The sequence below is a fragment of the Streptomyces sp. NPDC043746 genome, from assembly GCF_056436485.1.
Genome location: NZ_JBWKCM010000021.1, coordinates 89,182 through 114,226 on the forward strand (window position 1 = coordinate 89,182; position 25,045 = coordinate 114,226).

Consider the following 25,045-nt stretch of genomic DNA (forward strand, 5'->3'; position numbering starts at 1 on the left):
AAGGGGTTGCCGGTTGCGGGGAGGTTTCCGTTATGTACCCGGTACGCCCTCGCACCGCTCGCGGCGTCCCCTTCACGCGGAGTGTCCGGTTGCCGCCGGATCGTTATGCTCAATTTCCGCTCAGATGTAATGACGCTGGTCGCACCGCGTCATTAGTGTCCTTGGAACCCGAGGAGGACGGAGCAAGAAGCCGATGAGCGGAGTTTCAGTGACCAAGGCCGCCGAGGATGCCGCGCCCGCGGGCGACGACCTTGTCGTACTGAGCAACGTCAACAAGCACTTCGGCGCGCTGCATGTGCTCCAGGACATCGACCTGGCCATCGCCCGTGGCGAGGTCGTGGTCGTCATCGGGCCCTCCGGGTCCGGGAAGTCCACGCTGTGCCGCACGATCAACCGCTTGGAGACGATCGATTCGGGTGCGATCTCGATCGACGGCAAGCCCCTGCCCCAGGAGGGCAGGGAGCTGGCGCGGCTGCGCGCCGACGTGGGCATGGTCTTCCAGTCGTTCAATCTCTTCGCGCACAAGACGGTGCTGGAGAACGTCGTGCTGGGCCAGACCAAGGTCCGCAAGGCCGACAAGAAGGCCGCGGAGGAGAAGGCCCGGACCCTTCTCGACCGGGTGGGCGTCGGCGTGCAGGCCGACAAGTACCCGGCACAGCTCTCCGGTGGCCAGCAGCAACGCGTCGCGATCGCGCGGGCGTTGGCGATGGACCCGAAGGTCATGCTCTTCGACGAGCCCACGTCGGCTCTCGACCCGGAGATGATCAACGAGGTCCTCGAAGTCATGCAGCAGCTGGCTCGGGACGGGATGACGATGATCGTCGTCACCCACGAGATGGGCTTCGCCCGCTCCGCCGCCAACCGCGTGGTGTTCATGGCGGACGGGAAGATCGTCGAAGAGGCCACGCCCGAGCAGTTCTTCAGCAACCCGCGCAGCGACCGGGCCAAGGACTTCCTGTCGAAGATCCTTCACCACTGACGAACGACGTTCCGACGACTGACGACAACGACCTTTCGGCATAAGGAAAACTCACATGAAGCTCCGCAAGTCGGCCGCCGTCGCGGCCATCGCCGTCCTCGCCCTGACCGCGACCGCGTGTGGCGGCAAGGAGGGCTCCGCCGGTGACAAGCCGGGCGGCACCCAGCCCGGTTCCTCCGAGGCGCCCGAGCTGCCCACGTACGAGGTCGCCAAGGACGTCGCCCTGGACTCGCCGGTCTTCAAGAGGGCGAAGCAGCGCGGCAAGCTGATCATCGGCGCCAAGGCGGATCAGCCCTACCTCGGCTTCGAGGACCAGTCCACCAAGGAGCGCTCCGGCTTCGACATCGAGATCGCCAAGATGATCGCGGCGGACCTCGGCTTCACGGAGAAGCAGATCGAGTGGAAGACCGTCGACTCCGGCGTCCGTGAGACGGCGATCTCCAAGGGCCAGGTCGACTACTTCGTCGGTACGTACACGATCAACGACGAGCGCAAGAAGCAGGTCGGCTTCGCCGGTCCGTACTACAAGGCGGGCGCCGACCTCCTGGTCCGCAAGGACGACGACTCGATCAAGGGCAAGGAGTCGGTGAAGGGCAAGAAGGTCTGCTCGATCGTCGGTTCCACGCCGCTCCAGGAGATCAAGAAGCCCGAGTACGGCGCGAACGTCGTCGAGCTGGCCAAGTACTCCGACTGCGTGCAGCAGGTGCTGACCAAGCAGGTCGACGCCCTCACCACGGACGACTCGATCCTCAAGGGTTACGCGGCCGCCAACCCCGGCAAGCTGAAGGTCGTCGGCCAGCCGTTCACCAGCGAGCCCTACGGCGTCGGCCTGAACAAGGACGACAAGGTCCTGCGCGACGCGATCAACAACTCGCTGGAGAACCACGTCAAGGACGGCACGTACAAGAAGATCTACGAGGCCACGCTGGGCCTGTCCGGCTCGGACTACATCGAGCCGCCGGCGCTTGAGCGCTACTGACGCCGGCCGGCCGTCCCCCGGCCGACGCCCCGTCACCGACGCACCGCGTGTGACGTGAGGCGTCCCGTACGCCGCCGCCCCGGTGGGGCGCGGCGGGCGTACGGGGCGCCCCTTCCCCTGCCCTGATGCCGCTGACCGCCGACGCGGAGACCTCATGAACGTACTGCTCGACAATTTCCCAGAGTTCCGCGACGGCTTCATAGGAACCGTGTCGATCACCGCCGTCAGCTCGGTTATCGCCCTCGTCCTCGGTGTGATCATCGCCGGGTTCCGGGTCTCGCCGGTGCCACCGCTGCGGTACTTCGGCGCCGCCTGGGTAACGCTGATGCGCAACACCCCGCTGACGCTGCTCTTCCTGATCTTCTCCTTCGTCGTCCCGGAGATCCTCCTCCCGGGGATGAGCCCGTTCGTCCTCGGCGCACTGGCCCTCGGCCTCTACACGTCCGCGTTCGTCTGCGAGGCGGTCCGCTCCGGCATCAACACCGTGCCGCTGGGGCAGGCCGAGGCCGCTCGCTCGATCGGTATGACGTTCTCCCAGAGCTTGCGCATCGTGGTGCTCCCCCAGGCCACCAGAACCGTCATCGCACCGCTGAGCAGCATCTTCATCGCGCTCACCAAGAACTCCGCGATCGCCGGTGCCTTCAGCGTCGCCGGACTGTTCGGCTGGCAGATGCTGATGAGCGACCGGGGCTATGACATCGTCTCCGTCTTCATCTGGGTGGCCATCGGCTACCTCGTCGTCACGTTCGCCATCAGCGGCCTCTTCCGGCTGCTGGAGCGTCGCCTGGAGGTCGCCCGATGAGCGCCAGTGTTCTCTACGACGCCCCGGGGCCCAAGACCGTCGTCCGCAACCGGATCTACACGGCCGTCGGCACCGTCGCCATCGCCGCACTGATCGTCGCGAGCGTGCTGCGGCTGGCCGACAAGGGCCACCTCGCCCCCGAGATGTGGGACATCTTCAACTACACGGGCATCCGGCAGAACATCGCCGGCGCTCTGGTCGCCACGCTCAAGGTGTTCGGGCTGGCGGCGATCGGCTCGCTGGTCCTCGGCGTGCTGCTCGCGGTGGGCCGACTCTCCGACCACAAGCCGGTCCGCTGGGTGGCGACCACCTTCATCGAGCTGTTCCGCTCGCTCCCGCTGCTGATCACGATCTACGCCATCTGGGTCGGCTTCCTCACCGACCACTCGATGTGGGCGTTGGCGGCGGGCCTGTCCATCTACAACGGCTGTGTGCAGGCCGAGGTCCTGCGCGCCGGCGTCAACGCCGTCCCCAAGGGGCAGAGCGAGGCCGCCTACGCACTCGGCATGCGCAAGACCCAGGTCATGGTCACCGTCCTGATACCGCAGGCCGTCCGGTCCATGCTGCCGACGATCATCAGCCAGCTCGTGGTGACCCTCAAGGACACCTCGCTCGGCTACATCATCCTGTACCCGGAGCTGCTCCAGACCGCGCGCCTGATCGCCTCCAACACGCTGGTGAACGGCCAGTACCCGTACGTCTCGACGATCGCCGTCATCGGCACGATCTACATCGTGCTGTGTCTGCTGCTCTCCTCGCTGGCCACCTGGATCGAGAAGCGCGGGCGCCGTGCCAAGACCGGCATCGCGGTGGCCCCGGCCGTCCAGGCGCCCGGAACCATCGACGCGACGGCCGGCACGTTCGGCCCGACCGCCGACGGTGCAGGGGGCGCAAGGGGCGCAGGCACCGGCACCGACGGTGCCGGTGGGGCCGGAGTGACGAAGGACTGACCCCCGCCGGCCTCTCCCGGCAAAAGCATTCGAGGCAGCGGCGCACGCGTCGCTGCCTCGGTCACTTGACGCAAGCACCACCAATGGGTTGCATACGTTCTGTGATCACGCACCCGGCTTCGACTGCCACGTTCCGCTCGACCGTACGGGCCGGAGGAGACGCGCCGTGGACCCGGTGATCGTCGTCGGCGCCGGACCCGTCGGTCTGACGCTGTCGCTGGCCCTGGCCGCCCAGGGCGTCCCGAGCGTGCTCCTCGACGAGGGGCCGGGCACGGAGGAGGTCCGTCTCGCCCGCACGGTCGTGCTGCGTGAGGACACCGCCGACCTGGTGGAACGGCTCGGCGCCACCGCCCTGGAGAAGGACGGGCTGCGCTGGATCGGATGGCGCTCCATGCGCCGGAAGCAGCTGGTCCGCGATGTGCCGCTGGGCGTGGACGCCGAGGACACCGGGGGCGGGGAGCCGGAAGGGTCCCCGCTCCCCGCCCCCCTGCACATCCCGCAGCACGCACTGGCCTCGGCCCTGCGGGCTGCGGTCGCGGCCCACCCGCTGGTGAAGGTGGCGCAGCTGAGCCGCGTCGACAGCCTGGAACAGGACGGCGTGGGGGTCACGGTCCACACCAAGGGGCCGGATCCGACCTGGTGGCGCGGCAGTCATCTGGTCGGCTGCGACGGCGCCCGGTCGACCGTGCGCAAGCTGCTGGACATCCGGTTTCCCGGTCGTACGGCGGTGGAGCGGCACGCCGTCGCCGCGCTCCGGGCCGAACTGCCCTGGCCCGACCGGGCGGTGCTGCACCGGCAGCCGCCGTGGCGCGGCGGAGGCGCCGAGATCAGCGCGCGGCCGCTGCCGGACGGCGTCTGGCGGCTGGACTGGCTGCTCCCTCCGCGCGGCGAGCTGGTCACCCCGGACGCCCTGGTCGCCCGGATCCGGGACACCCTGGCCGGCTGGTGCGGCGAGACCCCTCCGTACGAACTGCTCGACACCGGGGTCCACACGCTCCACCACCGGCTCGCCCGGCGGTGGCGGGTGCGGCGGGCCTTCCTGGCGGGGGACGCGGCGCATCTGCTGGGGGCGCTCGGCACCCAGGGTCTCGACGAGGGGATCCGGGACGCCGAGAACCTGGCCTGGAAGCTCGCCCACGCCTGGCACCACGGCGGCGCCGACCCCCTGCTCGACAGCTACCAGGCCGAGCGCCGGGCCGCCGTCGCCTCCCGGCTGCGCGCCGCCGACCAGTCCCTGCCGATACTGCGGGGCGGCGGCGGGCTGCGGGCACTGGTCCCGGGGGCGGCCCGGGGCCACGACACCCTGCTCGCCGACGGCCACCTGGGCTGTGGAGCCCTCGGTGCGCCCCCTTCGTACTCGCACTCCCCCCTTGCACCACCGCACGCCGAGGCGCACACCGCCGTGGGCACGCCCCCCGGTGCGCCGGTCACCGATGTGCGGGTGACAGCACCGGACGGGACGGCGGTACGGCTCCGGGAGCGGCTCGGGCAGGGCCGCCCACTGGTGATCCTGGTGGCGCCCGGCACCGGGGTGTGGGACCGGCGCCACTGGCTGACCGCGGGCATCATGCCGCGGCTGGTGGAGGCGGTGGAGGCGCTGCCGTCACCGGCGGAGCTGCTGGTCACGGAGAACTATCCGGGAGCCTCGGCCCATACGGTCCTGCTGGTACGGCCCGACGGGCATCTGGTGGCCGCCTTCGCGGGCGTACGTCCTGCGGAGCTGCTGGCGGCGGCCCGGGCGGGGCTGGGCGGATCGGCTGGGACGGGGGAGGGGTCCGGGCCGGAGGGTGCGGGGTCGGGCCCGGGCCAGGGGGCCGGTTCGGAGTCCGGGGAGCGTGAGGGCGCGGCGCGCACGCCGGGTCCGCGCGACCGCATTCACGCCGACCGGGCCGCTGGGATCAATTGACCGTCACAGGCGCGCATGGTGTACTCCAGATCATGACCGACACCGATGTGCGCCTGTGGCGGAGGGTCCATATGGACCTCGTCCGTTACGCGGGCTGCGTGTGTCGCCCGTCCTGCTGAATCGCCTTCCTCCACCGGCCCGTGCCCTCTTTCCGCACGGTCGGCCCTCGCGCGAGCTCCCAGGACGGTCCCTGTGTCTTCCCCCTCTTCCGCCGTGCCCACGGCGGCCTCCATGCCCTCCCCCGCCACCGCTCCGGAGGTCTCGGCCCCCGCTGTCTCCGCCCGGATCGGCTCGGCCCGTACCGCGGCCGCCGGTCCGACGGTCGCCGAACTGCTCGACTTCGTCCGCCGCACCGCGGAGGACACCGCGCTCGTCGCCTCCCTCCCGCTCGATCCGGAGGGCCGCACCTGGCTCCGGCTCGACGGGCCCGGGGGCAGTGAGGCCTGGCTGATCGGCTGGCCTCCGGGTACCGGGACGGGGTGGCACGACCACGCCGACTCGGTCGGCGCGTTCACCACGGTGTGCGGCACGCTCACGGAGCGCTCGCTGGCCGTGCGGCTGCCGACCGACGGCTGGAGGACCCTGGAGCTGAACGACGGGGTGGACCGGGAGCGGGAGCTGCCGACCGGTCAGGGCCGGACCTTCGGGCAGAACCATGTGCACGAGGTGCTGAACGAGTCCGACAGCGTGCACGCCGTCTCCGTCCACGCCTACTACCCGCCGCTGCCGCGCATCCGCCGCTTCAGCCGCACGGGTGCCGTGCTCCGGCTGGAGCAGACCGAGGCCCCGGAGGACTGGCAGTGAGCGGCGACCGCAGTGACCGCGGCGACCGGGCCGGGCCCACATCGAGCGCGGACGCGGCAGAGCGGATCGGGATCGACGAGTTGCTGGAGCGGATCCGGGCCGGTTACGGGCGGGTGGACCCGCACGCGGCGGCCGCGGCGGCGACGGACGGGGCGCTGCTGGTGGACATCCGGTACGCGGCCCTCCGGGAACGCGACGGGCTCATCCCCGGCGCGCTCGTCGTGGAGCGCAACGAACTGGAGTGGCGGCTCGACCCGCAGGGCAGCCACCGCGCCGCCGAGGCGGTGAGCCACGACCTCCAGGTCGTCGTCATCTGCGACGAGGGGTACGCCTCCAGTCTCGCGGTGGCGTCGCTGCGCCGACTGGGGCTGCACCGGTCCACCGATCTGATCGGCGGTTTCCAGGCCTGGCGTGCGGCCGGCCTCCCGGTGACACGCCCCTGACACCACCTCGCCCCGCTCTCTCCCATCCGGCTTCCTCCGCCGCGGAACACACCCGAACGCCGCATTCCGGTGGAGCCATCGCCATGCACGACCGACATTCGCCTCATACAGAGACGAAATGTACGGAGATGACGCACTCATGGCGATCCCTGTTCTCACCCCGGACCGGCTCGACGCCCAGGCCTCCCGGCTGTACGACACCCCGGCATGGCGGGAGATCGTCTCGGGGTGGGAGCGCACCGCCCCCGAGCCCGTGGCCTCGCCGCTTTCCGGGGAGGACCGGCCCGCCTCGGCGGAGGACCGGCCCGCCGACTGGCGGGGCCTGCTGACCGTCCCCGTGGAGCAGCTCATCGACGACTCGCTACGGGCGCTGCCGGCCGCTCCGCCGCCCGAACGCCCGCTCCCGGGCCGCCTGGGGGCGGTCCTGCCCGACCGTGCCCATGCCTGGCGGCGGGTGGGCCAGGCCGATGTGCAGCCCTCCGTCCACCTCGGCTACGCGCGGCAGATCCTGGCCGAATGGGGCTGGCAGAACACCCCGTACCGTCTGCGCAACGCCCGGGGCGCCCGCTGTGTCTGCGGCGCGCTACTCACCGCGCACCGGCTCGGCTACGGCTCCCCCGCCACCGTGGACCGGGCCGGTGCCTGGCTGATCACCGAGCTGCGCTCGCAGGGGTGGACCGGACTGATCGGCCCCTGGAACCGGGCCCCCGGCCGCACCGCCGCGGACGCCCTGTCCCTCATCGACGCAGCCGCCCGCCGCGCGGCCCTGGCCGGACACTGACCGGCGGGTCCGCCAGGCCCCGGACGGCCCTCCGGCGGTCGCACCCCGGACCGTTGGCACACCCAGGCGGATCGCCGAGCGGACGGGCAGGGCGCCTCGGCCCTCGGGCCGCCTCCGGGAGCGGGTCCTAGAACGGCTCGTCCAGGCCCTCCGTGTCCTCGCCCTCCGCCTCCAGCGCCTGGCGCACCACCCGTAGGGCCATGCCCTCCCCGTATCCCTTGCGGGCGAGCATCCCCGCCAGGCGGCGCAACCGCTTGTCGCGGTCCAGGCCGCGGGTGGAACGGAGTTTGCGGGCCACCAGCTCCCGGGCCCGCTCCTCCTCCTGGTCGGTGTCGAGCCGACCGACCGCCTCGTCGATCACGGCGGAGTCCACGCCCTTCGTCCGCAGCTCACGGACGAGGGCGCGGCGCGCGAGCCCCCGGCTGTGGTGCCGGGACTCCACCCATGCCCCGGCGAAGGCCGCGTCGTCGATCAGCCCGACGTCCTCGAAGCGGGCGAGGACCTCCTCGGCCGCCTCGTCCGGGATCCCCCGCTTGCGCAGGGCGTCCGCGAGCTGCTTGCGCGTCCTGGGCGTCCCGGTGAGCAGGCTCAGACAGATGTTGCGCGCCTGCTCGACCGGGTCCTGCGGCTCCCCCGTGTGCTGCCGCCCCCGGTCCCGCCGGTCACGCGGCTCCCCCTGCTCGGCCCTCGACGAGGAGGGGGAACCGCTGCTCCTGGTGGCGGAGCGGGCAAGGCTGCCCGCCCCTTCGTCGAGCCCGGTACCGGGCTCGACGGGGTCTCCCGGCCACTCCGTACGACGTGTCACGGCTGGGCCCTAGCTCTTGGCCGCCGCGGTCTTGGCCGTCTTCGCCTTGGTGGCCGTGGTGGCCGCCGGCTTCGCCGCCGCCTCCGCCGCTCCCGCCGCCGCCGTTCCTTCCGCGGCCGGCTCGGCGGACCCGTCGTCCGGGCGGACACCGACGCCCAATTTCTCCAGGATCTTCTTCTCGATCTCGTTGGCGAGGTCGGGGTTGTCCTTGAGGAAGTTGCGGGCGTTCTCCTTGCCCTGGCCGAGCTGGTCGCCCTCGTACGTGTACCAGGCGCCGGCCTTGCGGACGAAGCCGTGCTCCACGCCCATGTCGATCAGCCCGCCCTCGCGGCTGATGCCCTGGCCGTAGAGGATGTCGAACTCGGCCTGCTTGAAGGGCGGGGCGACCTTGTTCTTGACGACCTTGACGCGGGTGCGGTTGCCGACGGCGTCCGTGCCGTCCTTGAGCGTCTCGATCCGCCGGATGTCGAGGCGCACCGAGGCGTAGAACTTCAGCGCCCGGCCACCGGTCGTGGTCTCCGGGGAGCCGAACATCACGCCGATCTTCTCGCGGAGCTGGTTGATGAAGATCGCCGTGGTCTTGGACTGGTTGAGCGCGCTGGTGATCTTGCGGAGGGCCTGGCTCATCAGACGGGCCTGGAGACCCACATGCGAGTCGCCCATCTCGCCCTCGATCTCCGCACGGGGCACCAGGGCCGCGACGGAGTCGATGACGATCAGGTCCAGGGCACCGGAGCGGACCAGCATGTCGGTGATCTCAAGGGCCTGCTCACCGTTGTCCGGCTGGGACAGGATGAGGTTCTCGATGTCGACGCCGAGCTTCTTGGCGTACTCGGGGTCGAGGGCGTGCTCGGCGTCGATGAACGCCACCGAGCCGCCGGCCTTCTGCGCGTTCGCCACCGCGTGCAGCGTCAGCGTCGTCTTACCGGAGGACTCCGGTCCGTACACCTCCACCACGCGGCCGCGCGGCAGACCGCCGACGCCGAGGGCGACATCGAGGGCGGTCGATCCCGTCGGGATGACCTCGACGGGCTCGTTGGGCCGCTCACCCAGGCGCATCACCGCGCCCTTGCCGAACTGTCGTTCAATCTGTGCGAGCGCGGCGTCGAGCGCCTTCTCGCGGTCGGTTCCTGCCATGGGTTCCACCCGATTTGCTTGAGTCGATCGCTTCACGTCAAAGACGCTAACCCCTGCCACTGACAATGGGCCTCGACGTCCTCCCGGCCTGTGGACAACTCCACGGCCGGGCCCGGAGAAACTCGGCCGAAATCCATGAGAATGGATGTTCGATTTTGGTGTCAAGCGCACCACGCGGGGTCCGGCCGACCGGGGCGAGGGGCGTACCGGCGGCGGCACCGGTCGGAACGGGCGGTGCCCACCCCGTCGGAACGTTTGGGTACACCTACGCATTGTTCGACCCGCCCCCAGGGCTCGATTCTTCCTGAGGCGGCGGTGGCTCCGCCCCTCGTGCATCTGCCGGCCCCCAGGATCGGCATCCGCCGTACGAGGTCGACGCCCCCCGTCCGGAGCCCCCGCCGCGCCCCTTCCTTCGCCCGTGCCCGGTGTTCGCCGTGCGCGGGCCCAGCCGGGACCGGAGCCGGTCCCGGCCCACCCCTCAGGAGGAATCGCATGGTGTCTCAAGCTGTGGTGCGGCGGGTCGCCGCTGCCGCATGTGCGGTCGGCGCGCTGATAGCGGGTGCCGGTACGGCCGGTGCAGCACCCACGCCCCCGCCCGCCGAAGGGCGCGTCCTGGGCGCCGACCGCGTCGGCGCGGTGAAGGGCTCGTACATCGTCACCTTCAAGGACTCGGTGGCCCGGGCGGACATCGACAGGACGGCGAGATCCCTCGCCGACCGGCACGGCGGAAAGATCGGCCACACCTACACCGCCGCGCTCCGCGGCTTCTCCGTGAAGATGGGCGAGAAGCAGGCCGGACGGCTGGCCGCCGACCCCTCCGTCGCCCGCGTGGAGGCTGACGGAGTCGCGTACGCCCTGGGCACCCAGAACGACCCGACCTGGGGCCTGGACCGCATCGACCAGCGTGATCTGCCCGGCGACCGCACCTTCACGTACCCCAACACGGCATCCGATGTGACGGCCTATGTACTCGACACCGGCATACGCACCTCGCACCGGGACTTCGGCGGCCGGGCGGTGAGCGGCTACGACTTCATCGACAACGACTCCGTCGCCCAGGACTGCAACGGGCACGGCACCCACGTGGCGGGCACGGTCGGCGGTACGGCCTACGGCGTGGCCAAGGCGGTGAAGCTCGTGGGCGTACGGGTCCTGAACTGCCAGGGTTCCTCCGGCTCCACCTGGGCCCCGGTGCTGGCCGGTATCGACTGGGTGACCAAGAACGCCGTCAAGCCCGCGGTCGCCAACATGAGCATCGGCGGCGGCCGGAACTCCTCGGTCGACGACGCGCTGGCCCGGTCGATCGCCTCCGGCGTCACCTACGTCGTCGCCGCGGGCAACGACGGCGCCAACGCCTGCAACACCTCCCCGGCCGCCGTGCCGGCCGCGGTGACGGTCGGCGCCACCGACAGCCGCGACGCCCGGTCGGTCTGGCCGAGCGGCAAGTCCTCCAACCACGGCACCTGCCTGGACCTGTTCGCCCCCGGCTCCGACATCGTCTCCGCCTCCCACCTCAACGACACCGGCCCCCGTTCCGACGGCGGCACCTCGATGGCCGCCCCGCACGTGGCGGGCGCGGCGGCCCTGCTGCTCTCCGCCAACCCCTCCTGGACACCCCGGCAGGTCCACGACCGGCTGATCGCCGACGCCACCCCGAACAAGGTCACCGACGCGAGGACCGGTTCGCCCAACCGCCTGCTGTACGTCCCGAACGACGGCGGCACCACGCCGCCGCCCACCGGCACCACCTTCGAGAACACCACCGCCTACCCGATCCGCGACAACGCGACCGTCGAGTCCCCCGTCACCGTGAGCGGCATGATGGGCAACGCACCCGCCACGCTCTCCGTCACGGTCGACATCCGGCACACCTTCCGCGGCGACCTCCGGGTCGACCTCGTCGCCCCGGACGGCGGGACCTTCCGGCTCAAGGACTACAACCCCGACGACAGCGCCCACGACGTGCGCGGCACCTTCACCGTGAACGCCTCCGCCAAACCCGCCAACGGCACCTGGAAGCTGCGGGTGAGCGACACCTGGGTCAACGACACCGGGACGCTGAACTCCTGGTCGCTGAAGTTCTGACCGACCGCGCCGAAGCCTGTCCGACCGGGGCTTCGACCGGCTGACACTCCGGCCGACCGAAGTTCCGGCGGAGCCCCGGAAGCCTTCCTGAGCTCCGCCCCCTCCGGGAACGCCCCACCGGACCGCCGGTGATCCACGTCCCGAACCCTGGTGGATCCCGGCACACCCCGGCCGGTGAGACCTCTCCGCGAACCTCACCGGCCGGTCGGGGGACGCCTGCGGCGCCCGCACATGCGCCGCAGGCGTCACTCCTCTTTCCCCCACCGTCGTGAGAAGGCCATCATGAGCCCGCCGGGCGGCCGACCGGCCCCCGCCGTCATGCCCCTGCCGCCCACGGGCGCGGAAGGAAGCCATGGACGCCGACCCGCCGACCGCCCTCCCCGCCGGAGCCCCGACCGGGCCCGCCGCGCTCCTGGACTGCCTCCGCGACGACCTGTCCGCGGAGCTGGGCCGCCGCCCCGCCCTCGTGGTGATCACCGGTGCGGTGGCGGTGGGAAAGAGCCGGCTGGTCCGCGAACTCCTCACGCGGACACCGCCGTCGGACACCCCCGCCCTGGTCGCCCGCTGCCGGGAGTCGGACGCCCCCGCCCCGTTCGCACCGCTCGTCGAGGCGCTGGCCCGCTGCCGGCCCCGGACGGAGGACCTCCCGCCCGTGACCGGGGTGCTCCGGGGGCTGCTGCCCGAACTGGCCGATCTCCTGCCGCCCGCGCCGCCCCCCGTAGGCGACCCGCGCGCCGAACAGCACCGCCTTACCCGGGCACTGTGCGGGCTGACCGCATCCCTGGGAAGGGCGGTTCTCGTCGTGGAGGACCTCCAGTGGGCCGACGAGGCCACCGTCGCCTTCCTCCGTACGCTGGTCTCCGACCCGCCGTCGCATCTGGGGCTCGTCCTCACCGCGCGCGGCCAGGACCGTGACGCGTTCCCCTTCCCACTGCGCCCGCCGCCCCATGTGGCGTTGGCCGAGCGGCATCTCGTACCGCTGTCGGTGGCCGGGACGGGTGCGCTGGCCGCCGGTCTGTTCGGCGGGCGGGCGGTCCCCGAGGGGTTCGCTGAACAGCTGCACCGGTGGACGGGCGGCCTTCCGTACGTGATCGAGGAGGTGCTGCGCCGGTGGCCCGAGCCCCTGGCACACCCCACCGGGACGGGCGGAGCCGGAATCTCGGAGCCGCCCCTGCCCGCGTCCGTACGCCGACTCGTGGTGGAGGGGCTGAGCCGCCTCGCCCCGGACGCGCGGATGGTGACCGCCGCGGCGGCGGTGCTCGACGACCCCGCCCCCGTACGCCTGCTGGGAGCGGTCGCGGGGCTGGGCGAGGAGGAGACCCGCCGCGCGCTCGCCGCGGCGCTCACGGAAGGTGTGCTGCGCACAGCGGAGGGCGCGGAGGGCAGCACCTACGCCTTTCCCTACGCGTTGGCGCGCAGAGCGGCGTACGAGGCGGTCGCCGAGCCGGAACGGCCCGTGCTGCACCTGCGCGCGGCCCGCGCCCTCGCCCGGCACATCTCGCCCCTCCCGCTGGTGCGCATCGCCGGGCACCACCGGCTGGCCGGCCGCCCCGCGGAGGCGGTGCGGTGGCTGGAGGCGGCCGCGGACCGCGCCGCCGGGGACGGGGACGCCGGTGCGGCCACCGACCACTATCTGGCCGCCCTGCGCGGCGGGCCCCCGGCCGTCGTCCGTGACCGGGTCGCGCTGAAGCTGGCACGGGTCGCACTGAACGCCCGGCCCGGGCCGCAGGTGCCCGCCGCCCTGCGGCAGGTGCTCGACCGGTGCTCCCTGGGGCCGGGGCCGAGCGGCGAGATCCGGCTGCTCCTGGGGCTGCTGCTGCGCAACCAGTCGGGTTCGGGCCTGGAGGCGCTGGAGGAGATAGCGCGTGCCGTCCCGGACCTCCTCGCCGTCTCGCCGGGGCAGGCCGCACGAGCCCTGGCGATCATCGCCATCCCCTCTCTCAAGGGGTGGCCGCTCAGTGAGCACCGACGGCTGCTGGCCGAGGCGGAACGGCTGCTGCCCCAGGTCGGCGGAGGCGATCTGCGCGCGGCCGTCCTGGCCAACCGGGCCGCCGCCCTGGCCCTGATGGGCGATCCCTCGGCCTGGGACGCGGTGGCCGAACTGCCCGACACCCTCAGCGGCGAGGCGGAGGCCCGGGTGCACGCCAATCTGGCGGGGGCCGCGACAGCCCTCGGCCATCCGGAACGCGCCCGCGCCTGCCAGACCCGGGCCTGGCAGGCCGTCCGGACCCACCACGCCCCGTATCTCGAAGCGTTCGTGGAGACCACGGACATGCTCACCGCCTTCACGCTCGGCCGGTGGACCGGACTGCTGGAACGGGCCGAGCACGCCGAGGAGCAGTACCGGGACGTGCCCGACTTCCACGCGGAGGCCCTCCTCGTCTGCGGGCTGCTGCGCCTGCACACCAAGGGGCAGACCGATGTGGCGCGCCGCCTCCTGGAGCGGGCCGTCCGCACCACCGCGCTGGACACCGGCATCGTGCTGACCTCCGCCGCGGCCGCCCGGGTCCGGGTCCACCTGGCCGCCGACCGCCCCGGCCCGGCCGCCCAGGCGATGGAAGGGGCGCTGCACCACGTCCGCCGCACCGGTGCGTGGGTGTGGGCGAGCACCCTCGCGCCGCCGGCCGTCCAGGCACTGCTCCGGGCCGGCCGGGCCGGGGAGGCCCACCTCATGGTCACCGAGCTGGCCGACGGCATCGCGCGCCGGGACGCGCCCGCCGCCCGGGCCGCCCTGCTGACCTGCCGGGCGCTGCTCACCGACACGGCCGGCCCGCAGCCGGGGACCGGCGGGGCCGACGCCCCGTATCTGGCCGCCATGGACGCCTGGACGGAACTGGAACGCCCATACGAGGCCGCGTACGTCAGGGAGGCCTGGGGGATCCGGCTGCTGGCAGCGGGCGCGGCGGGCGGGCGTACCGTGCTGCACGAGGCGATCACGGGGTACCAGGAGATCGACGCCGTATGGGATGTGCTGCGCTGTCAGCGCGGGCTGCGGGACCACGGCCAGGTCACCGCCCGCAGGCCCGGCGCGCTGGGGTACGGGGACCATCTGTCGCCCCGGGAGCGGGCGGTGGCCCGGCTCGCCTCGCTCGGCCTCTCGAACCGCGAGATCGCCCGCGAGCTGGTCCTCTCCCACCGGACGGTCGAGCACCATGTGGCCCGCGCCCTGCGGAAGCTGGGGGTGTCGTCCCGTACCGAGATCGGCTCGCAGCTCGGGCCCTGACCGGCAGCCGCCCGACCTTGAGGGCATATATGCCCTACATTGAGGCGATATGGGACCATCTTCAACACCGGGAAAGCCGGACAGCACCCCCACTCCGAGCGGTGCCCCGGTTCCGGACAACTCCTCCCTGACCGGCTCCGACACGGGCTCGGACCTGGCCGGACGGGTGGCGCTCGTCGCCGGAGCCACGCGCGGGGCGGGCCGCGGGATCGCCGTCCAGCTCGGCGCCGCCGGGGCGACCGTCTACGTCACCGGGCGTACGAGCGGCTCCGAGCGCTCCGAGATGGACCGGCCCGAGACGATCGAGGAGACCGCGGCCCTGGTCGACGCGGCGGGCGGCCGCGGGATCGCCGTACAGGTCGACCACCTGGTCCCCGACCAGGTCAGCGCGCTCGTCGCCCGGATCTCCGGCGAGCAGGGGGCCCTGCACATCCTGGTGAACGACATCTGGGGGGCCGAGATCGAGTGGAACAGGTCGGTCTGGGAGTCCTCGCTCGACACCGGGCTGCACACCCTGCGACTGGCCGTCGACACGCATGCCATCACCAGCCACTTCGCGCTGCCGCTGCTGATCGAGACCCCGGGCGGTCTCGTCGTCGAGATGACCGACGGGACGGACGAGTACAACGCGGCCCACTACCGCGTCTCCTTCTTCTACGACCTGGCGAAGGCCGCCGTGAACCGGATGGCCTTCGCGCTCGGCCATGAGCTGGCACCGTACGGGTCGACCGCCGTGGCGCTCACCCCCGGCTGGCTCCGCTCCGAGGCGATGCTCCAGGCCCACGGGGTCACCGAGGCCACCTGGCGCGAGGCGATCGCGCACACGCCCCACTTCGCCATCTCCGAGTCCCCCGCCTATGTGGGCCGGGCCGTCGCCGCCCTCGCCCGCGACCCCGGGGTGGCACGCTGGAACGGGCAGTCGCTCTCCAGCGGGCAGCTCGCCCGGGTCTACGGCTTCACCGACACCGACGGCAGCAGACCTGACGCCTGGCGGTATCTGACGGAGGTGCAGGACCGGGGCCTGCCTGCCGATGTGACGGGCTACCGCTGATCGGTGGCCGTCCAACCCCCGGTACACGGCGGTCATCTGGTTCACGGCAGTCGTCGCCCTCCGCTTGCGGTGCCTATCCTTCCTGACATGCCCCTCCCTCCCGGCCCCCGTACCGGTCCCGCCCGCCCCCGGGGCGGTGGCCTCTGCGCACGGACGGCCGACATCGGGGTGGCCGCCGCCGTCACCCTGCTGGTGGTGGTCTGGACGGGGCTGGCCATGCGGTACGAGAGCGAGCCGCTGAACCGTACGGTGATCGGCTGGGCGCTCATCGCCGTGGGGTGCGGCGCGCTGTACCTCCGACGCCGCGCACCCGTCGCCGTGGCCGTCGTGACCCTGACCGTCTGCGTCGTCTACTACCCGCTGTCCGTGTACGACGGCCCTCTTATGGTCACGTTCGCGCTGGCGCTCTACACAGCTGCGGCCGAGGGGCGGTTCACGGCCGCGGTCGCCCTCGCGGTCGTCACCCTGATCGCCGTCGGTTTCGGCGAGGCGCGCCAGCACGGCGGCAACCGGCAGATCGACGACATGTCGCTGTTCATGCTCGCGGGCTGGCTGGTCAGCCTGGTGGCGGTGGGCCGGGGCCAGTGGACCCGTGCCGCCTACCTGCGCGAGGTGGAGCAGCGGGCGCTCGCCGCCGAGCGGGAGCAGGAGGCGCGGGCCGAGCAGAGCGCCACCGAGGAGCGGCTGCGGATCGCCCGGGAGCTGCACGACGTGCTGGGGCACAGCGTCTCGCTGATCAACGTGCAGTCGGGCGCGGCCCTGCACAAGCTGAGCAAGAAGCCCGAACCCGCCACGGCCCTGTCCGCCGCCGAGGAGGCCCTGGAGGCGGTCAGGGCGACCAGCAAGGACGCGCTGCGCGAGCTGCGCTCCACCCTCGGCGCGCTGCGGAGGCCCGACGAGAGCGCCCCGACCTCCCCCGCCTCCGGGCTGGACCGGCTCGACGAACTGGTCGCCCGGGCCCGCGCCACGGGCATCGACGTACGCCTGCGCACCGAGGGCGAGCGGCGGCCCCTGCCGCCCCCGGTCGACCTGGCGGCGTACCGGATCGTGCAGGAGTCGCTCACCAACGTGACCCGGCACGCACAGGCGACCGGCGCGGTGGTGACGGTCGACTACACCGACGGACGGGCCGTACGGGTCCGGGTCGACGACGACGGCGCGGGCTCGCCCGAGGGGTCTCCGCTCGGCAGCGGCATCCGGGGCATGGCCGAGCGGGCCAGGGCCTTCGGCGGCGAGCTGACCGCGCGGAACACCGCACAGGGCTTCGGCGTGAGCGCCCGGCTGCCGATCGACGCCGGGCAGCCGGCCGAGGGGAGCGGGAGGACCGAATGATCCGCGTAGTGCTGGCCGACGACCAGACGCTGGTGCGGGCGGGCTTCCGCTCGATCCTGTCCGACGAGGAGGACATCGAGGTCGTCGGTGAGGCGGCCGACGGCGAACAGGCCGTCGCCCTGGCCCACGAGCACCGTCCGGACGTGGTCCTGATGGACATCCGGATGCCCGGGACGGACGGTCTGGAGGCCACCCGCCGCATCACCGCCGACCCGCGGCTGGCGGCCGTCCGGGTCGTCATCCTGACCACCTTCGACATGGACGACCACGTCTACGGGGCGCTGCGCGCCGGAGCCTCCGGTTTCCTGGTGAAGGACACCGAGCCGATGGAGCTGCTGCACGGCGTACGGGTGGTGGCGCGGGGCGACGCGCTGATCGCCCCGGCCGTGACCCGGCGGCTGATCTCGGAGTTCGCGAGCCGCCGCAGGCAGCCGGAGCCGGGGCCGCGCCTCAATGCCCTGACCGATCGGGAACGAGAGGTCATGGGGCTGGTCGGGACCGGGCTCTCCAACGACGAGATCGCCGCCCGGCTGGTGCTCAGCCCCGCCACCGCCAAGACCCATGTCAGCCGGATCATGACGAAGCTCGGCGTCCGCGACCGGGCGCAGCTGGTGGTCCTCGCCTACGAGTCGGGCATGATCACGCCGGGCTGGCTGGCCTGAGCGGGACGCGCCTGGGGCCGGGTATCCGGGCCCCAGGGTCTCCGGGCACCTGGGTCTCCGGGCACCTGGATCTCCGGGCACCTGGATCTCCGGCGCCCCGGGGGTCAACTTCCGTAGTACGCGGACGGCACCGGCCACAACTCCCGGTGTAGGCCCGTTGTCCTCCCCGGGCCGACGCGCGGGCACCTGCCCCGCACCGAGGCTTTCGGGGTGGATCCGGAAACGCTCGACCTCGCGCGGCTGCAGTTCGCCCTCACGGCGGGCGGCCACTTCCTCTTCGTCGCCCTGACGCTGGGGTTGGCCCTCGTCGTGGCCTGCATCCAGACAGCGGCCACGGTCACGAAGAAGGCTCCGTACCACCGCATGGTGCGCTTCTGGGGGCAGCTGTACGTCATCAACTACGCGGTCGGGATCATCACCGGGCTGGTGATGGAGTTCCAGTTCGGACTGAGCTGGAGCGGTCTGACGCACTACGCGGGCAATGTCTTCGGCACCTCGCTGGCCGTCGAGACGGTCGTCGCGTTCTTCGTGGAGTCGACGTTCCTCGGGCTGTGGATCTTCGGATGGCACCGGTTCAACCGGTGGGTCCATCTGACGACGATCTGGATCGTCGCCCTGACCGCCTGCCTGTCCGCGTACTGGATCCTCGTCTCCAACGGCTTCCTCAACAACCCCGTGGGCCATCGCACCGAGAACGGCCGGCTGGTCCTCGCGGACGCCGGGGCGCTGCTCACCAACCCCAGTACGCTGCTGGCCTTCGGGCACATCCTGGGCGGGGCGCTGCTGACGGCCGGGTTCTTCATGGCGGGCGTCAGTGCCTACCACCTCTTCCGGCGCACCGCCGAGGGTGAGTTCTTCGTACGGAGTCTGCGTATCGGGGTGTTCGTGTCGTTCCCCGCCCTGTGGGTCACGGCGGGCTTCGGCGGGGTCCAGCTGGCCCGGCTGGCGGATCTCCAGCCGATGAAGTCGGCCGTGTTCGGTCGGAAGACGGCGGAGATCGCCGACCTCCAGGCGGAGATGGTCGCCCGGTTCGGCCCCGGCGACTACGTGCCGTCCGAGGTGTGGACACGGGGCGGCGCCCTGCTGATGCTGCTCGCCTTCGCGCTGATGATGTACCTCTCGCTGGCCGGGGTCGTGCTCGCCTGCTTCCGCAAGGCCGTCGAGCGCTTCCGGCTCTGGCACCTGGTGCTGATGGCCGCCGTGCCGCTGCCCTATCTGGCGATGATCAGCGGCTGGGTCTTCCGGGAGGCCGGCCGCCAGCCCTGGGTGGTGTACGGGCTGCTGAAGACCGGGGACGCCGTCTCCAGCCACTCCCCCGGCACCATGCTCACCTCACTGATCGTCTTCACCGTGCTCTTCGCGGCGCTGGCCGTCCTCAACGGCCGGCTGCTCCTGCGCCACGCGCGGACCGGGCCGGTGGAGGCGGGGCTCGGACACGACGAGCGGGTCCCCGCCTCTGCTGATGCCGTCCCGGACGCCGGAGCACCGCCCTTCACCCCCCGCTACTGAGGAGCCGTCGTGGACACCCTGGCCGTCTGCCTGCTCGCTTTCTTCGCCACCGGCTACTTCGTCCTCGCCGGTGCGGACATCGGCACCGGCATGCTGCTGCCGTACCTGGGCGGGGACGACCGCGAACGACGCCTGGTGATCGCCTCCTTCGCCCCGTTCTTCCTGGGCAACGAGGTGTGGCTCGTGGCCACCGCGGGCGTGCTGGTGGGCTGTTTCCCGGTCCTGGAGGGGGAGCTGCTGAGCGCCCAGTTCACCGTGGTCGTGGCGTTGGTCGCGGGCTGGACGGTGCGCGACGCGGGGCTGTGGCTGCGCGGGCGGGGTGGCGGACGGCCGTGGCGGGCGGGGTGCGACGGGGCCGTGGTGTGCGGCAGCTGGGCGGTGGCGCTGTCCTGGGGCTGGCTGCTGGCCGCGCTCTTCTCGGGGACGCCGGAGCGGACGGCGACCGCCCCGGTGGGGGCCGTGACCGCGCTGGCCGTCGCCGCGCTGTTCGCCGCGCACGGTCTGGGGTTCGCGGCGCTGCGGCTGACGGGGCGGCCCTGGTCGCGGGCGCACCGGCTGGTGGGGCGCACCGGTCCCGGCCGGTCCTTCGCCCTGACCGCCGTCCTGATGGGCGCACTGCCGCTCTTCGCGGGCCCGGCGCTCCACCCGTCGGCACACGCGGCGGACGGGGCGACGCTCACCCTGCTCGTCCCGGTCCTGCTGGCGTTCTGCCCGCTTCTGGTCGCCGCCCAGGCGTGGACCTGGCACACCTTCCGCCACCGGGTGACACGCCCCTCGTACCTCTGACCCCGGGGGCTGCCCCGGGTGCTCGGCGGCCCCGCCTCAGGGGCCCGTACGCCCCTGGCCGCCGAGCGCGCGGCGTATCCGGGAGAGGACCGGCTCCCCGCGCCGCGGCCGGGGGCCGCCGTGCACCCGGGGGTCGTCGGTGACGTCGTACCGCTTCACGTAGGCCGCCAGGAACGCCTGGAGGGTGGCGACGGCGGGGATGGCGATCAAGGCGCCGACGGCCCCCAGCAGGGCCGTTCCCGCGATCACCGAACCGAACGCGACCGCCGGGTGGATGGCGACGGTCCTGGCGGTCAGCTTGGGCTGGAGAACGTAGTTCTCGAACTGCTGGTAGACGACCACGAAGCCGAGCACCCACAGGGCGTACCAGGGGTCGACCGTGAAGGCGATCAGCATCGGCAGGGCGCCCGCCAGATACGTACCGATGGTCGGGATGAACTGCGAGACGAGCCCCACCCAGACCGCGAGCGCCGGAGCGTAGGGCACGCCGAGGACGACCAGCAGGATGTAGTGCGCGGCGCCGGAGATCAGGGCCATCAGGCCTCGTGAGTAGAGGTAGCCGCCGGTCTTGTCGACCGCGATCTCCCAGGCGCGCAGCACCTCGGTCTGCCGGGCCGGCGGCAGCACGGAACAGAGGGCGCGGCGCAGCCGGGGGCCGTCAGCGGCGAAGTAGAACGAGAACAGGGAGATCGTCAGCAGCCGGAACAGTCCGCCCAGGACCGTGGTGGAGACGTCGAGCACCCCGGAGGCGCTGTTCTGGACGTACTTCTGCAGCCAGTCGGAGTGCAGCAGGCTGTCCTGGACCTGGACCCGCGACAACTCGGTGCGGAAGGTCTGGTTGACCCAGTTGATCACCGAGTCGATGTACTTGGGGAAGTCGTCGACCATGTCGACGATCTGGCCCGCGAGCATCGACCCCAGCAGGACGACGAACCCCGCACTGAAGATCATCAGGCCGATGAAGACGAGGAACGTGGCCAGCCCGCGGCGCATGCCGCGCGCCGACATCCGGCCCACGGCGGGTTCGATGGCGAGCGCGAGGAAGAACGCGATCAGCACATTGGTCAGCAACCCGATGAGCTGGTCGAAGGCCCAGCTGCCGAGCTGGAAGCAGGCGTAGAGCGCCAGGGCCAGCACCATCGCGCGCGGCAGCCAGCCCGGCATCCGGGCGGGCCCCGGGCCGGACGGCGGCGCTGGGGGCTCGGCGGGCGGGGAGGCGGGCGGCTCGGCCGGGACGGTCTCGTCTGTCGATGGCACGGGACAAGTCTCGCCTACGCCACTGACAGCGGATCCCCCGGCCGGTCGGAGCACGTACCACCGGGCGGACCCGGCCGGTCGGAGCACGTACCGCACCGGGCGGTCCCGGGCGGGACCGACGGGGTCAGCGCTTGTCGGCGGGGACGTCCATGGAGGCGCAGACCGCACGCCAGACGTCCTTCGTCTCCCAGCCCGCGTCCAGCGCCTGGTGCACCGTACGGCCGCCGAGTTCGGCCATCACATGGTCACGCGCGAAGGAATCCGCGTACGCGGGACCGAAGTGGTCCGCCATGCGCTCCCAGAAAATCGTCAACCGCATGCCACCAGTATCGCGCTCCTGAGAGTGCAGCCGGTCCGCCGGGCCTGTGCCGGGGCCTCGTCCCCCTCTACGGTCGGTCCATGGCTGGAACCGGAGCACCTCCCCTCGCCCGCGCCGAGCACTTCATCTGGCTCACCGCCCGCGTCCTCGAACAGCGCAGGTTCGCCCACCGCTTCCTCGACGGCTCCCCGGACCTCGTCGAAACGGCGCTCGCCGCCTATGGCAACGAGGACGGCGGCTACGCCCACGCACTGGAACCCGATCTGCGGGGGCCGGTCAGCCAGCCGCTGCACACCGCCCACGCCCTCGGCGTCCTCGACTCCATCGGCCGCTGCGACGGATCGCGCGTGGAGCGCATCTGCCGCTATCTGAGCGACGTGTCGACGAAAGAGGGCGCGCTTCCCGCGCTGCTCCCCGCCCAGCGCGGCTATCCCGCCGCCCCCTTCGCACCCGTCGTCGACGACCCACCGGCCGAACTGCTCTCGACCGGTCCGATCGTCGGACTTCTGCACCGCAACGAGGTGTGGCACGCCTGGCTGTTCCGGGCGACGGACTTCTGCTGGAGCGCCGTGGACGCCCTGGAGCAGTCGCACCCGTACGAGATCGAGGCCGCGGTCGCCTTCCTGGACGGGGTGCCGGACCGGCCCCGTGCCGAGCGGGCGGCTGACCGGCTCGGCCGGCTGGTGCGCGCCCAGCGGCTCGCGGTGCTGGATCCGGCCCGGCGGGCGGAGTACCCGGTGGCCCCGGGCTACGCACCCGGCTACGCACCGGGCGAGCACCACTTCCCGTACGACTACGCCCGTACGCCGGACTCGCTGGCCCGCCGCTGGTTCACCGACGAGGAGCTGGAGCGCTCGCTGGACCACCTGGCGGCGGAGCAGCAGGAGGACGGCGGCTGGCCGGTGAACTGGCGGCAGTGGGCCCCCGGCACCGCCCTGGAGGGGCGGCCCCTGGTGACACTCAGGGCCCTGGAGACGCTGCGCGCCTACGGCCGCACGCCGGGCTGACCAGGTTCTTCCGGTCCTTCCCTCCGCTCGCCCCGGCGCTCCGCTCATCCCCCCAGCGCGCGGACGCCCGCCGTGACCGCCACGGCCGCGCCGACGACCACCAGGAAGGGGGCGCGCAGGATCAGCGCGATCGCCGCGGCGGCGAGTCCGGCGGCCCGGGCGTCGAGGACCAGGTGCTGTCCGTCGCCGAAGGTCTGCTGCGCGGTGAGGGCCGCCAGCAGCGCCACCGGCAGCAGGGTCGCCATCCGCCGTACGAGCGGCCGCTCCAGCACTCCGGCGGGTACCAGCAGGCCCGCGTACTTGGCGAGGTAGCAGCCCACAGCGGTCAGGCCGATGGCTATCCATACGTTCACGAGTCCCGGTCGCCCTTCTTCTCCGCCGTCTCCTCCGACGCCGTCGTTCCCTTCCGCTGCCTCGGCGCCACAGGGCCGGCTCCCCGCGCGCGCCGCCCCGTCAGGAAGAGGACGACGGGCGCCGCGAGCGCGGACAGCAGCACCGGTACGCCGGCCGGCAGAACGGGCAGCAGCGTCAGGGCCAGCAGCACCGCGAGCCCGGCGGTGACGCGTTCGGTGGTGCTCCTGAGCATCGGCGCGAGCAGCGCGAGGAAGACGGCGGGGCCGGCCGCGTCCAGGCCCCAGGCCTCGGTGTCGCCCAGCGCCTCGGCCCCCATGGCACCCCCCAGGGTGGTGAGGTTCCACAGCACGTAGAGGGTGAGCCCGGTGGCCGTGAAGCCGATGCGCGCGGCCCGCCGGGTGGGCTGGGCCAGGGTGACCGCGGTCGTCTCGTCGATCACCCAGTGGGCGGCGAGGGGCCGCACCGCCCCGGGAAGCACCAGGAGCTGCGAGAGGCGCAGCCCGTAGAAGGCGTTGCGGACGCCCAGGAAGAACGCCCCGGCCGCCGCCGTGTACGGGTTGCCGCCCGCCGCCAACGCCCCGACCAGAGCGAACTGCGAGGCACCGGTGAAGACGAGGAGGCTCAGGGCACAGATCTGGAGCAGGCTCAGCCCGGAGCCGGCGGCGGTGACGCCGAAGGCGAAGCCGGAGAGCCCTACGGCGATGCCGACGGCGAGCGCGTCCCGTACGACGGCCGCGTCGGGCTTGTCCGGCCGCTGGGGAAGGGCGTCCGGGGCCGGCGGCCCGGCGGACCGGGCACCGGTCGCGCCGGTGCTCTCTGGGAGTGCTGTCTGTTCTGCCACCCGCCGCACGTTACGGGCAGGGCCGGGATCGGGTCTTGTACGTTCTTGCACCCCTGCGCCGCCTGCGGGAGCTGCCGCTCGCGCCCCGTCTCCGGGAGCCTGTGCCCCTGCGGCACCTCCAGGAACTGCCGCCCCCCACGCCGTCTCCAGGACCGCCTGCGCTCCCGCGGCGCCCTCAGGACGCGGGTCGCCCGCGCCGGTACACGCCCCGTTCGCGCTGGTACGCGCCGGGCGGCACCCCCACGATCCGGGTGAAGTGACGGTTGAGGTGCGGCTGGTCGGTGAAGCCGACGGCGGCCGCCGCCTCGGCGGGGGCGGTGCCCGCGTCGAGCAGACGGCGGGCCCGCCGCACCCGGGCGTCGGTGAGCCAGGCGTGCGGCGGCATCCCGTACTCCTTCTTGAACGCCCGCAGCAGCGCGAACGGGCCGGTGCCCAGCTCGGCGGCGAGCGCCTCCAGGGTGGGCGGCGCGGCCATCCTCTCCTCCAGGACGAGCCGGGCGCGTTCGGCGTCCCGCGCGCCCCCGGCCCGGGGCGGCGTACGCGGGAGCGAACTGCCGTGCCGGGCGAGGAGACGGACGACCAGGGCCCGCAGCAGGCTGTCGGCGGCCAGCGCGTTGCCCTCCTCGGCGGCCCGGTGCACCTGGGTGATCAGCCGGGCGGCGTACGGGTCGGTCACCCGGGTCTCCCCGAACCCGACGGTCCCGCGCAGCGCCGTCACCTCGGCCGCGATGTCGCTGACCACCTGGGCGGAGGGGTAGAGGGTGTCGTACGTCCAGCCCCCGGGCCGCCCGGGGCGGGCGGTGTGCGGGACCTCCGGGTTGATCATCACCACGGTGCCGGGTATCGCGTGGACCGTGCCGCCGGGCAGCCCCACGTCCTCCACACCGCCGGTGACCGCACCGAACACGTAGCCCGCGTGGCTGTGCCGGGGGAAGGTGTGGCGGACGTACCGGGCGCGCAGGAGATCGAGGTCGGGCAGCTCCGCGTACGTCCAGTGCCGCGCCCACTCCGTCGCCCGATCCGCTCCCGCCAT

General features: G+C 72.6%; 24 protein-coding genes. 17 read left to right on the forward strand and 7 right to left on the reverse strand.

The features are described from left to right. Nucleotides 1–193 precede the first annotated feature (193 nt). From AC0682_RS22110 to AC0682_RS22150, 9 genes are all read left to right on the forward strand, one after another. The gene (locus tag AC0682_RS22110; protein ID WP_478534771.1) at nt 194–979 is read left to right on the forward strand and encodes an amino acid ABC transporter ATP-binding protein; all 786 of its coding nucleotides are present in this window, start codon (nt 194–196) and stop codon (nt 977–979) included. Nucleotides 980–1,034: 55 nt separating this feature from the next. Next, on the forward strand, nt 1,035–1,958 hold the full coding sequence (locus AC0682_RS22115) for a glutamate ABC transporter substrate-binding protein (protein ID WP_478534772.1): 924 nt from the start codon (nt 1,035–1,037) through the stop codon (nt 1,956–1,958). A gap of 154 nt (nt 1,959–2,112) precedes the next feature. After that, complete coding sequence (locus AC0682_RS22120) at nt 2,113–2,760, forward strand: amino acid ABC transporter permease (RefSeq protein ID WP_478534773.1); 648 nt, start codon at nt 2,113–2,115, stop codon at nt 2,758–2,760. Beyond that, nucleotides 2,757–3,710, forward strand: a complete 954-nt coding sequence (locus AC0682_RS22125) for an amino acid ABC transporter permease (protein WP_478534774.1) — start codon at nt 2,757–2,759, stop codon at nt 3,708–3,710. The genes AC0682_RS22120 and AC0682_RS22125 overlap by 4 nt, the downstream gene beginning before the upstream one ends. Before the next feature lie 166 nt (nt 3,711–3,876). Next, a complete protein-coding gene (locus tag AC0682_RS22130; protein WP_478534775.1) occupies nt 3,877–5,616 on the forward strand; it encodes an FAD-dependent monooxygenase in 1,740 nt (579 codons plus the stop codon). Between the two features lie 32 nt (nt 5,617–5,648). Beyond that, nucleotides 5,649–5,735, forward strand: a complete 87-nt coding sequence (locus AC0682_RS22135) for a putative leader peptide (RefSeq protein ID WP_311605579.1) — start codon at nt 5,649–5,651, stop codon at nt 5,733–5,735. Nucleotides 5,736–5,808: 73 nt separating this feature from the next. Next, complete coding sequence (locus AC0682_RS22140; protein ID WP_478534776.1) at nt 5,809–6,420, forward strand: cupin domain-containing protein; 612 nt, start codon at nt 5,809–5,811, stop codon at nt 6,418–6,420. After that, the gene (locus tag AC0682_RS22145; RefSeq protein WP_478534777.1) at nt 6,417–6,863 is read left to right on the forward strand and encodes a rhodanese-like domain-containing protein; all 447 of its coding nucleotides are present in this window, start codon (nt 6,417–6,419) and stop codon (nt 6,861–6,863) included. Before AC0682_RS22140 ends, AC0682_RS22145 begins: the two co-directional genes overlap by 4 nt. 139 nt (nt 6,864–7,002) lie before the next feature. After that, nucleotides 7,003–7,644 carry a DUF6197 family protein gene (locus tag AC0682_RS22150; RefSeq protein WP_478534778.1) on the forward strand — a complete coding sequence of 214 codons (642 nt, stop codon included), beginning with the start codon at nt 7,003–7,005 and terminating at the stop codon, nt 7,642–7,644. Nucleotides 7,645–7,771: 127 nt separating this feature from the next. On the opposite strand, the gene recX is transcribed toward AC0682_RS22150, so the two are convergent. Continuing rightward, complete coding sequence (recX, locus tag AC0682_RS22155; protein WP_478534779.1) at nt 7,772–8,449, reverse strand: recombination regulator RecX; 678 nt, start codon at nt 8,447–8,449, stop codon at nt 7,772–7,774. Nucleotides 8,450–8,458: 9 nt separating this feature from the next. Further along, nucleotides 8,459–9,586, reverse strand: coding sequence for a recombinase RecA (recA, locus tag AC0682_RS22160; RefSeq protein ID WP_478534780.1), 1,128 nt, complete (start codon nt 9,584–9,586; stop codon nt 8,459–8,461). A 492-nt stretch (nt 9,587–10,078) separates the two neighbouring features. Here recA and AC0682_RS22165 point away from each other — a divergent pair, with 492 nt between their 5' ends. The 7 genes from AC0682_RS22165 (at nt 10,079) to AC0682_RS22195 (ending at nt 20,234) form a co-directional block, all read left to right on the forward strand. Continuing rightward, a complete protein-coding gene (locus tag AC0682_RS22165) occupies nt 10,079–11,671 on the forward strand; it encodes a S8 family peptidase (RefSeq protein ID WP_478534781.1) in 1,593 nt (530 codons plus the stop codon). Nucleotides 11,672–12,023: 352 nt separating this feature from the next. Next, nucleotides 12,024–14,894 (forward strand): ATP-binding protein, encoded by a 2,871-nt coding sequence (locus tag AC0682_RS22170; RefSeq protein ID WP_478534782.1) that lies wholly within the window; start codon nt 12,024–12,026, stop codon nt 14,892–14,894. A gap of 49 nt (nt 14,895–14,943) precedes the next feature. Next, the gene (locus tag AC0682_RS22175) at nt 14,944–15,945 is read left to right on the forward strand and encodes an SDR family oxidoreductase (protein WP_478534783.1); all 1,002 of its coding nucleotides are present in this window, start codon (nt 14,944–14,946) and stop codon (nt 15,943–15,945) included. Between the two features lie 87 nt (nt 15,946–16,032). Further along, nucleotides 16,033–17,277, forward strand: a complete 1,245-nt coding sequence (locus AC0682_RS22180) for a sensor histidine kinase (RefSeq protein WP_478534784.1) — start codon at nt 16,033–16,035, stop codon at nt 17,275–17,277. Then, nucleotides 17,274–17,939, forward strand: a complete 666-nt coding sequence (locus AC0682_RS22185; RefSeq protein ID WP_478534785.1) for a response regulator — start codon at nt 17,274–17,276, stop codon at nt 17,937–17,939. The genes AC0682_RS22180 and AC0682_RS22185 overlap by 4 nt, the downstream gene beginning before the upstream one ends. Nucleotides 17,940–18,149: 210 nt before the next feature. Then, the gene (locus AC0682_RS22190) at nt 18,150–19,448 is read left to right on the forward strand and encodes a cytochrome ubiquinol oxidase subunit I (RefSeq protein ID WP_478534786.1); all 1,299 of its coding nucleotides are present in this window, start codon (nt 18,150–18,152) and stop codon (nt 19,446–19,448) included. Nucleotides 19,449–19,457: 9 nt separating this feature from the next. After that, nucleotides 19,458–20,234, forward strand: a complete 777-nt coding sequence (locus AC0682_RS22195) for a cytochrome d ubiquinol oxidase subunit II (protein WP_478534787.1) — start codon at nt 19,458–19,460, stop codon at nt 20,232–20,234. Nucleotides 20,235–20,270: 36 nt separating this feature from the next. On the opposite strand, the gene AC0682_RS22200 is transcribed toward AC0682_RS22195, so the two are convergent. Then, complete coding sequence (locus AC0682_RS22200; RefSeq protein WP_478534801.1) at nt 20,271–21,398, reverse strand: AI-2E family transporter; 1,128 nt, start codon at nt 21,396–21,398, stop codon at nt 20,271–20,273. Between the two features lie 217 nt (nt 21,399–21,615). Next, the gene (locus AC0682_RS22205) at nt 21,616–21,810 is read right to left on the reverse strand and encodes a DUF3046 domain-containing protein (protein WP_478534788.1); all 195 of its coding nucleotides are present in this window, start codon (nt 21,808–21,810) and stop codon (nt 21,616–21,618) included. An 80-nt stretch (nt 21,811–21,890) separates the two neighbouring features. Here AC0682_RS22205 and AC0682_RS22210 point away from each other — a divergent pair, with 80 nt between their 5' ends. Continuing rightward, complete coding sequence (locus AC0682_RS22210; protein WP_478534789.1) at nt 21,891–22,817, forward strand: hypothetical protein; 927 nt, start codon at nt 21,891–21,893, stop codon at nt 22,815–22,817. A 44-nt stretch (nt 22,818–22,861) separates the two neighbouring features. Here the strand turns inward: AC0682_RS22210 and AC0682_RS22215 are convergent, their stop codons facing one another. The 3 genes from AC0682_RS22215 to AC0682_RS22225 all read right to left on the reverse strand — a co-directional run bounded on the left by AC0682_RS22215 (nt 22,862) and on the right by AC0682_RS22225 (nt 25,045). Beyond that, the gene (locus AC0682_RS22215) at nt 22,862–23,170 is read right to left on the reverse strand and encodes an AzlD domain-containing protein (protein ID WP_478534790.1); all 309 of its coding nucleotides are present in this window, start codon (nt 23,168–23,170) and stop codon (nt 22,862–22,864) included. After that, nucleotides 23,167–24,012, reverse strand: coding sequence for an AzlC family ABC transporter permease (locus tag AC0682_RS22220; RefSeq protein ID WP_478534791.1), 846 nt, complete (start codon nt 24,010–24,012; stop codon nt 23,167–23,169). The genes AC0682_RS22215 and AC0682_RS22220 overlap by 4 nt, the downstream gene beginning before the upstream one ends. A gap of 175 nt (nt 24,013–24,187) precedes the next feature. Next, nucleotides 24,188–25,045, reverse strand: a complete 858-nt coding sequence (locus AC0682_RS22225) for an AraC family transcriptional regulator (protein WP_478534792.1) — start codon at nt 25,043–25,045, stop codon at nt 24,188–24,190.